6 protein-coding genes are annotated in these 7,884 nt (G+C 45.0%); 5 read left to right on the plus strand and 1 reads right to left on the minus strand.

The window, feature by feature from the left end; all coding sequences use genetic code 11:
- From GXO74_04465 to GXO74_04475, 3 genes are all read left to right on the plus strand, one after another.
- A partial coding sequence (locus GXO74_04465; GenBank protein ID NOZ60914.1) for a hypothetical protein occupies nucleotides 1-243 on the plus strand: 243 nt, incomplete at its 5' end.
- Nucleotides 244-616: 373 nt separating this feature from the next.
- Nucleotides 617-2,221, plus strand: a complete 1,605-nt coding sequence (locus GXO74_04470; GenBank protein NOZ60915.1) for a dipeptidase — start codon at nucleotides 617-619, stop codon at nucleotides 2,219-2,221.
- A gap of 153 nt (nucleotides 2,222-2,374) precedes the next feature.
- Entirely contained in the window at nucleotides 2,375-4,645 is a 2,271-nt protein-coding gene (locus tag GXO74_04475; protein NOZ60916.1) for a hypothetical protein, read from the plus strand.
- A 47-nt stretch (nucleotides 4,646-4,692) separates the two neighbouring features.
- On the opposite strand, the gene GXO74_04480 is transcribed toward GXO74_04475, so the two are convergent.
- A complete protein-coding gene (locus GXO74_04480; GenBank protein ID NOZ60917.1) occupies nucleotides 4,693-6,147 on the minus strand; it encodes a hypothetical protein in 1,455 nt (484 codons plus the stop codon).
- Between the two features lie 612 nt (nucleotides 6,148-6,759).
- Between GXO74_04480 and GXO74_04485 the strand changes: the two genes are divergently transcribed.
- Together GXO74_04485 and GXO74_04490 are read left to right on the plus strand one after the other, a co-directional pair.
- Complete coding sequence (locus GXO74_04485; GenBank protein NOZ60918.1) at nucleotides 6,760-7,686, plus strand: TonB-dependent receptor plug domain-containing protein; 927 nt, start codon at nucleotides 6,760-6,762, stop codon at nucleotides 7,684-7,686.
- The coding region (locus tag GXO74_04490; GenBank protein NOZ60919.1) for a hypothetical protein at nucleotides 7,676-7,884 on the plus strand (209 nt) is incomplete at its 3' end. The genes GXO74_04485 and GXO74_04490, both read left to right, overlap by 11 nt.

A 7,884-nucleotide genomic window follows, 5' to 3' on the forward strand; every position in this document is an offset into this window, starting at 1 on the left:
AACATCCAATTTGAACTCCCAGAAGCAGCGCATGTTGAGTTGGTTATTTACAATGTGCTAGGCCAAAAAGTAAAAGAGTTAGTTAACAAAGAATTTCAGGCAGGTTATCATAATCTAATTTGGTATGGGACAAATCAAAATGGAGAGCATGTCGGCAGTGGGACTTATATTTTCGTGATTCGTGTAAAATCAGATAATAAGGTCTTGTTTCAAGATTCCAAGAAGATGTCCTTTCTCAAGTAATGTAATCGTAATCTAATCTTGCGGAGTTCAACTGCTCCGCAAGATTTTTGATTATATTATTTGCATCCTACAGCTATCCACAAAATTATTCCGTGATTCTGTAAAAATCGTCAATTTTATGCAATTTGCAATTTTAACTTGCAAATTGCATAATCTACATCAAAATGTTATTGAGCAAATGCACAAGATTATTTCGATAGTTTTTGATGATAACTGATATCAATATCAGATTGTCCGGAATTCAATTTCTGAAAATTCCTTCCTTTAATTTTTCGCCCAAAACCAATTTTCCCCTTGACATTCTCATCTTTTCTTTTAATTTAGAAACGATATATTCCCTAAACAACAATATTAATTTTTAAAGGAGTGACAGATGAATTCAAAAATGCGTATTTTCGTTTTTTTGCTATTTATCTCAGCCGGTTGGGTCGGTCAAACTATTTCCTGCACCAACATTCTTGTTACCAAAGGTGCCACTGTGGATAGCTCGGTGATAATTACTTACTCTTGTGATGGAGAGTTTCTGCCGCATTTACGATATACGCCGGCAGCGGATCATGCGAAAGATGAATTTATTGAAATTCGCCGTCGCGGCGGGAAGGTTGTCAAAATTCCGCAGGTGCCGCACACTTACGCCGTAGTTGGGTTGATTAATGAGTACCAGTTGAGTATCGGCGAGACGACGACTACTGGAAGGGAAGAACTGCAAAACCCGGACGGCGCTTTGCATTACTGGACGCTGATGAATCTGGCGCTACAGCGGGCGAAAACGGCGCGTGAGGCAATAAAGGTGATTACTGATTTGGTCGCTAAATATGGGTATGCGAGTACTGCAGAAGCTTTTTCTATTGGCGACCCGAACGAGGCGTGGATTTTGGAGATGATTGGTCCCGGCCCCGGCGGAAAAGGCGCTATTTGGGTGGCAAGACGCATTCCGGACGGCTATGTGAGTTGCCATGCGAATCTTTCTCGAATCGGAGAATTCCCGTTGGATGATCCGGGGAGTTGTTTGTATTCAAAAAACGTGATCTCATTTGCGGTGAAAAAAGGCTATTACAATCCCAAGTCGGGAGCGCCGTTTCGTTTCAACCTGGCGTACTGTCCGCCGAATCCGGAAAACTTGCGCTATTGCGCCTCGCGGGTGTGGAGCATTTTGCGTCGCGTGGCGCCGTCGCTAAATTTGTCGCCTGACTTTCATCGTGGCGTCAAGGGCGCGCAGCGTTACCCGTTGTGGGTGAAGCCGGATCACAAATTGACTACTGCCGATGTAATGGCGCTGATGCGCGACCATTACGAAGGGACGGATTTTGACATGACCAAAGGCGTGGACGCCGGGCCTTTTGGCTGTCCCAATCGCTGGCGTCCCATCACCTGGGAAGCGGACAGTGTCAAATATGCCTGGGAACGACCCATTTCCACGCAGCAAACCGGTTTTTCTTTTGTTTCTCAATCGAGAGCTCAGTTGCCAAATCCCATCGGCGGTGTGTTCTGGTACGGCATGGATGACACCTACACCACCTGCTACATTCCGCTTTATTGCGGCATTAAAGATATTCCGCAATCCTTCGCTCGCGGCGATATCCAAAAATTTTCCTGGGATTCAGCCTGGTGGGTGTTCAATTTTGTCGCCAATTTTGCCAATTTGAAATACAGCTACATGGTCAAAGACATTCAAAAAGTACAACGGAAACTCGAAGGCAATGAATTCAAATTGCAGCCGGTGATTGAAAAAACGGCAGCAGCGCTTTACAAGTCCAATCCCGATTTAGTGGCGGATTATTTGACAAATTACTGCGTGAGTAACGGCGAAAATGTAGTCAAGCAATGGCGTGAATTAGGTGAAGCGCTGATTACAAAATACAACGACGGCTATGTGAAAGATGAAAAAGGCAGAATTCAGAGCGTCGGCTACCCGGAGCAGTGGCTACGCGATGTGATTAAATTGCGACCGGAACAGTTTAAGTTGCCTCAGTGGTAAAATAAAACACACATAAAACACACGTGTACTCCATCCACCTTGAAGGTGGGGCACACGTTACTAGAGGAACTAAATAAAGCGCCTTGTTGTTTAATTTCAAGGCGTTTTTCTATAGCCCAAAATTCATGTCAGATAATTTTAGCGGAGAGAAAGATGAAAAAAATTATCGCAATATTACCCCTCTTGATAATGCTCATTTCTTGTGACTCGTTTGGGGACTCTTTGAAATTCGGCCCCTATTTACAGAGACCGACCCCCGACGGCATTTCCATTCTCTGGGAGACCGATAATCCAGCGTCCGGAAAAGTAGTTTTTGGTTTGCAGGCAGAATCTTTGTCCGATACATTGTCAGAAGATTCAACGGCAACATTTCACCACATTCGCCTTTCAGGGCTGGAGCCGAATACTGTTTATTACTACCGCTGTTTTTGGGCTGGAGATAGCACGGAAGTCTTCAGCTTCAAGACTGCGCCCGATAATGACGAAACCCCTTTCCGCATTTGCGTGGTCGGCGACAGTCGCAGTAATCCGAAAATTTTTCATCGCATTTGTGAGCAGATCGAAAAATACAAACCAGACATCATTCTCCATTCCGGCGATTTGGTCGCCGCCGGGGATCACATCGAGCAGTGGAAACCGCAATTTTTTGATCCGGCGAAAAAATTGATCAGTCATATTCCCATTTATACGGCGCTGGGAAATCACGAGCGCCGCGCCGGATATTATTATCAGCATTTTACGATTCATCAGGGCATGCCTTACTGGTCTGCGGATTACGGTTCAGTTCATATTATCGGGCTGGATTCAAATGAAGACGGCAGTCCGAATTCAGAGCAATACAAATGGCTCGTACAGGATTTGAAAAAAAGCAAAGACAAGCCCTGGCGCATCGTTATGTTTCATCATCCGATTTTTCACGCGCATCCGAAAAGACCAGTTTACGATATTCGCTATTATTGGTCCCCGTTGTTCATCGAGAATGAAGTGCAGCTTGTCGTTACCGGTCACGATCACTATTATTTGCGGACCTATCCCATTGGCAAACGCGGTGAAAAAGATAAAGCGTTCGTCCAGTGTGTTAGCGCTGGCGGAGGTGCGCCGCTTTACGATTTTAAGAAAAATCAATTTACTGATGTCGTCCAAGGTAAACATCACTTCATGATTCTCGATGTAACGAAAGATAAAATTACGGCAAGAGCTATTTCCATAAATGACAGCGTTTTTGATCAATTTGAAATCGACCGTGGGAAACCTTTCGCAGAAGAAAATTTCATCGAATGGAGTGCTGTCCAACTCGCGGCAAAAGCAAAAACAGCGTTGAGTTCAGTGAAACCTTCCGCGCAGCAAGCCGGAAAATACATTTTCGATAGCAATATTGCCATCCCGACTGAATTTAATTTTCCGACAATTGGTTATTATCAGTGGAAAAGCGAAGGAAACTGGAATTTTTCACCGCCGGCAAAAATGATGTTTCAATTAGCGCCAGCGCAGCCGTTGGTCATTCCGATGAAGGCGTCGGTTCCTGAGGACAAAACCTCTCCGTCGCCGGAGCTTGTCATTCACATTGACGCGGATTCGACAGCCGGGAGCAGGGAACAATTTTCCAACAAAGATATTCGCATTAAATTGGAAGACGCCCAGTTTTTACGCATTCAAGTTGCTGACGAAAAGAAAGTTGACGAAATTTTGCAATTTATGGATTTTTACACCAATGGAAATCATTTTGACGAGGCCGTGAAAAAATTGTCCGCAATTCTTCTTAAAAATAAGAGCGAAGCTGATTTGACGCCTATCGATTCGTTTTTGCGTAAGCACCCGCAGCCTGAATTTCGCTATCAGCTCTATCCTTTCTATTTCATTAAGGGCGATTATTCTAAATTAGCCGAATGGCAGGAATTGGCGGAGAAGTTTGCGCCTGATAAAATTGACCTGCCAAGTTCTCTCGTTGCTCGTTTTGTTTTTAATAAAAAATTCCCCGGAAAAATCATTTCCGATTGGGCAGTCGCCGGTCTTTTGCCTTATTCGGAAATTGATGGTCAGGGTCGTGATTTACAAAAAATGATCTCGCTGATAAAAGACAATAATTTGACATGGCAACCGGCGCAGGCGAGCAAGTGGGGCTTTGTCAATTTTGTGAATATTTTTGGCGAGAAAAGGAAAGTCACTTCTTTTGCCAAAGCAACGATTGAAGCAAAGAAAGACGGAAAAGCGGTGCTTTTTTTCGGCAGCGACGACGGCGCCATTGTGTGGGTGAATGGAAAGAAAATATTCAGTCATGCTAAAGGGCGAAGCGCCAGACCCTGTGACGAAATCATTCCCGTTCGACTTCGTAAAGGCAAAAATGAGATTTTCATTCAGCTCAATCAGATCGATGTCGATTGGGGATTTTATCTGCAAATCGGAGATCCGCTGGGAATTCTTTGAGCAATGAAAACAAACCCGGTTTCTCGAAGGAACCGGGTTTGTTCTCATTAGAGAGGTAATTTGTCCATGCCATATTTCTTCGCGTCTGCCTGCATTATTTTCAATAGCTCATTAGCGATTTCTTTATCCAGAGAAACTGGCGGCGCTTTGGCGATAATTTCTTTGACTTTTTCATGCGCCCGTTCACCTGCCGATTTGGCGCCTTTTTCGTTCCAAACTTCATCGTTTTCCCTGCTTATCACTTGTGACGCGAAATAAAATTCTTCACGCATCCATTGCAGCGTGTGCGGAGAAGTCAGGAAATGTTCCCCGTCGTAAATATTACCGAACAAATCTTCACTGAAATTTTCGCGAAGCTCGATGCCTTTGACGAGCCGCAGCGCCATGCCGCAAATTTCGTTATCCACGACTAATTTCTCAAGTGATTGTGTGCTTTCAAAATTCAGCATTCCGGGACCGGAAATAACGTTGATTCCGCTCAGTGCTGCGATGATGGCGCCGATACCTGTCTCCAATCCGGCCTGGGCGTCCAGAATTTTGGCATCGCTCAAACCCATGTAGGCGTGAGTGGGTAAATCGAGATGTTTGGCAATTTTCGCATAGGCGGAATCAATCATCATTGTTTCAATTGCGCCCATGGGAGTCGTTCCGTGACGCATGTCAAAAGCTGCCGGTGAGCCGCCCCAGATGATTGGCGCGCCCGGATTTGCCAGTTGGTGAATGACAACGCCGCTCAAATTTTCCGCCACTAATTGCACCAGCGCGCCGGCAATCGTTCCCGGAGCAGTGGCGCCGGTCAGAGGCATGGAAACAAGCTCTGCGGGAATGCCGCTTTTGGCGCAGTCGATGAGGTTCTGGCAGGTCAGATTGCTCCACTTCAAAGGCGGCGAAGGACAACAGTCAAAGATCGCTAACGGCTTTTCGCGCAATTTTTCTTCACTCCCGCGCACGGCGATGAGCATCTTTTTCATGGACTCGAACGCATCAATCGTAAAAGTACCGGTGACGATTGGTTTTGTGCCATGCTGCAAGGCGAGAAACAACCGGTAGCGATCCTGAATTTCTCGCGGGACATCAGAAGAAATAAGCCCCGTCGATTGCGCCGCGAGATTGTCGAGAGAATTTACAACTTGAAAAAACTGAATCAGATCTCGGGTAACCGCTTTGCGCGCCCGTTGGTTTTCCCAGTCGAGAATTGTCAGCGCTGCCGACCCGGGGTCAAAATGAACTTCATTGCCCTGAAGCGACATCTTCAAGTCTCCGTTGCGGTCAAAAACGGAAATCGACGAAAGAGCCGATTTTAAAGAAGATTCGATGATGTTTTCCGGGAAAAACGCTTTTTGCTTCGCTAAATCCACTTTAGCGCCGGCGTCGCCGAGCAGCTTCAACGCTTCCTCGTTTTCAATAAGAACGCCGACTTTGTTCAAAACGAGATACGATTGCTCAAGGATTCTTTGAATTGAATCTTCGGACAGCAACGTTAAACTGGGATGTTCAGCCATTTTTTTCTCCGATTTTTAGGATTGGCTATAAACAAGGAAGGTACAATTTATAAGTAAAAAAATATTTTGTGAAAGTCAATGATTTTTTGCGTCTCGCGCGGAAATAGGCAACTCGTCTCTGCGATGGAATTTACAGGAAAATTGATAAATGAATCGCTCTGATCAGCAATATTTTCCGCCAAAATAATTTCTGACAAAACAGCACTTTTTTTGAAAGAATAAAAAGTCAATCCCGTTTGTATTTTTCGTTTGAAACCCCGAGTCAAAACTTACGTTTAAAAAAAAAGTAACTACTCAGCCTCGAAGCCGCCAAGGCTCCAAGATTTAATTGGTTAGTAAAAAAATAATTTTTTGAGAACCGCTTTGAATAAAAATGTGTTTTGAACAAGCGCTCAGGTTCATTCAGCGGTTGCAATCAGTCAATTTTCGAAAACACGGGCAATAAATTCTTTCAATATTTTAGAATTCGCTTACGTTAGAATCTCGTTTTGTGTTAATTTATTACTAATTTAAACTTGAAGTCTTCGAGGTTTGTGACGGAATAATTACAAAAAAAGCAAGTCGGCCTCTTTAAGATTCTTTTCATTGAAAGATAAACAAAAAAGGAACTCCATGAAAATCTGGCAAAAACCATCTGTCTTTTTCATCGCGATTTCGTTTACTTTATTAATTTCTGGAAACAGTTTCGCGCAAAAAAATTACGGCATCTTGAAAGGCGTAGTGGTCGACGAATCCAATCAAAGCCCGCTGCCCATGGTCAATGTAATGATTGAGGGCACTACTATTGGAACAGCGGCGGATTTGAAGGGAAAATTTGAAATAAAAAAAGCACCGGCAGGGCTGATCACGGTGCGCGTGCAAATGATGGGCTATGAGATGCGCGTTATTCCTAACGTGGCGATTACGCCGGAAAAGACGACATACATGAAAATTGAGCTGAAGCCCACAGTGCTCGAGAGCGATAGCGTGATTGTCACTGCCGGGTATTTTCACGAAGCAAAAGACGCCGTAGTGAGCAATCGCAGCATGGATTTTGAGGAAATTCGCAGCGATCCCGGTAGCGCAGAAGATGTGCAGCGAGTTGTCCAGGCGCTGCCGGCGGTCGTTTCCGGCTCGGACAAAGAAAACGAAATTATTGTCCGCGGCGGCATGCCCGGAGAAAATCTTTTTATCATGGACAATATTGAAATTCCCAATCCCAACCATTTCGGCGAACAGGGCACCGGCGGAGGTCCGATAAATATGCTCAACCCCTATTTCATCCACCGCGTTGATTTTTATGCCGGCGCTTTTCCCGCCCGTTACGGCGACAAGGCGTCGTCGGTGATGGATATTTCTCTGCGCGATGGCAGCCGCGAAAGTTACATGGGACATTTTTACGCCGGAATGCACGGCGTTGGCGCAATGGCGGAGGGCCCAATTCGCAAGGGAAAAGGCAGCTTCATTCTCAGCGCCCGAAAAAGTTTTTTGGATTATTTCGTCTGTGGGTTTGACTGCCGTGCCCAAATATTACAGTTTGCAAGGGAAAATGAGCTATGATCTTACGCCGAACAATAAGCTCATTGTAAACGGAATTTACGGTAATGACAGAATCTACATCGAAGGCGAAAAAGAAAAAGGGAAAAGCGGCTACACGCCGGGCTCGGAAAATGTTGATGCCCGCGGCGATCAGTATGCTTTTGGCGCCACGCTCAAGACATTGTTCGGGAAATCCGGTTTTTCAAATTTGTCCGTTTT

It is taken from the genome of Calditrichota bacterium, from assembly GCA_013152715.1.
In the GTDB taxonomy this organism is placed as follows: Bacteria; Zhuqueibacterota; Zhuqueibacteria; order Thermofontimicrobiales; family Thermofontimicrobiaceae; genus 4484-87.

What these genes read in the sequence shown, in the direction of transcription:
- GXO74_04470 (NOZ60915.1), top strand. Translation starts at nt 617, where the DNA reads ATGAATTCAAAAATGCGTATTTTCGTTTTTTTGCTATTTATCTCAGCC.
- GXO74_04475 (NOZ60916.1), top strand. Translation starts at nt 2,375, where the DNA reads ATGAAAAAAATTATCGCAATATTACCCCTCTTGATAATGCTCATTTCT.
- GXO74_04480 (NOZ60917.1), bottom strand. Translation starts at nt 6,147, where the DNA reads ATGGCTGAACATCCCAGTTTAACGTTGCTGTCCGAAGATTCAATTCAA.
- GXO74_04485 (NOZ60918.1), top strand. Translation starts at nt 6,760, where the DNA reads ATGAAAATCTGGCAAAAACCATCTGTCTTTTTCATCGCGATTTCGTTT.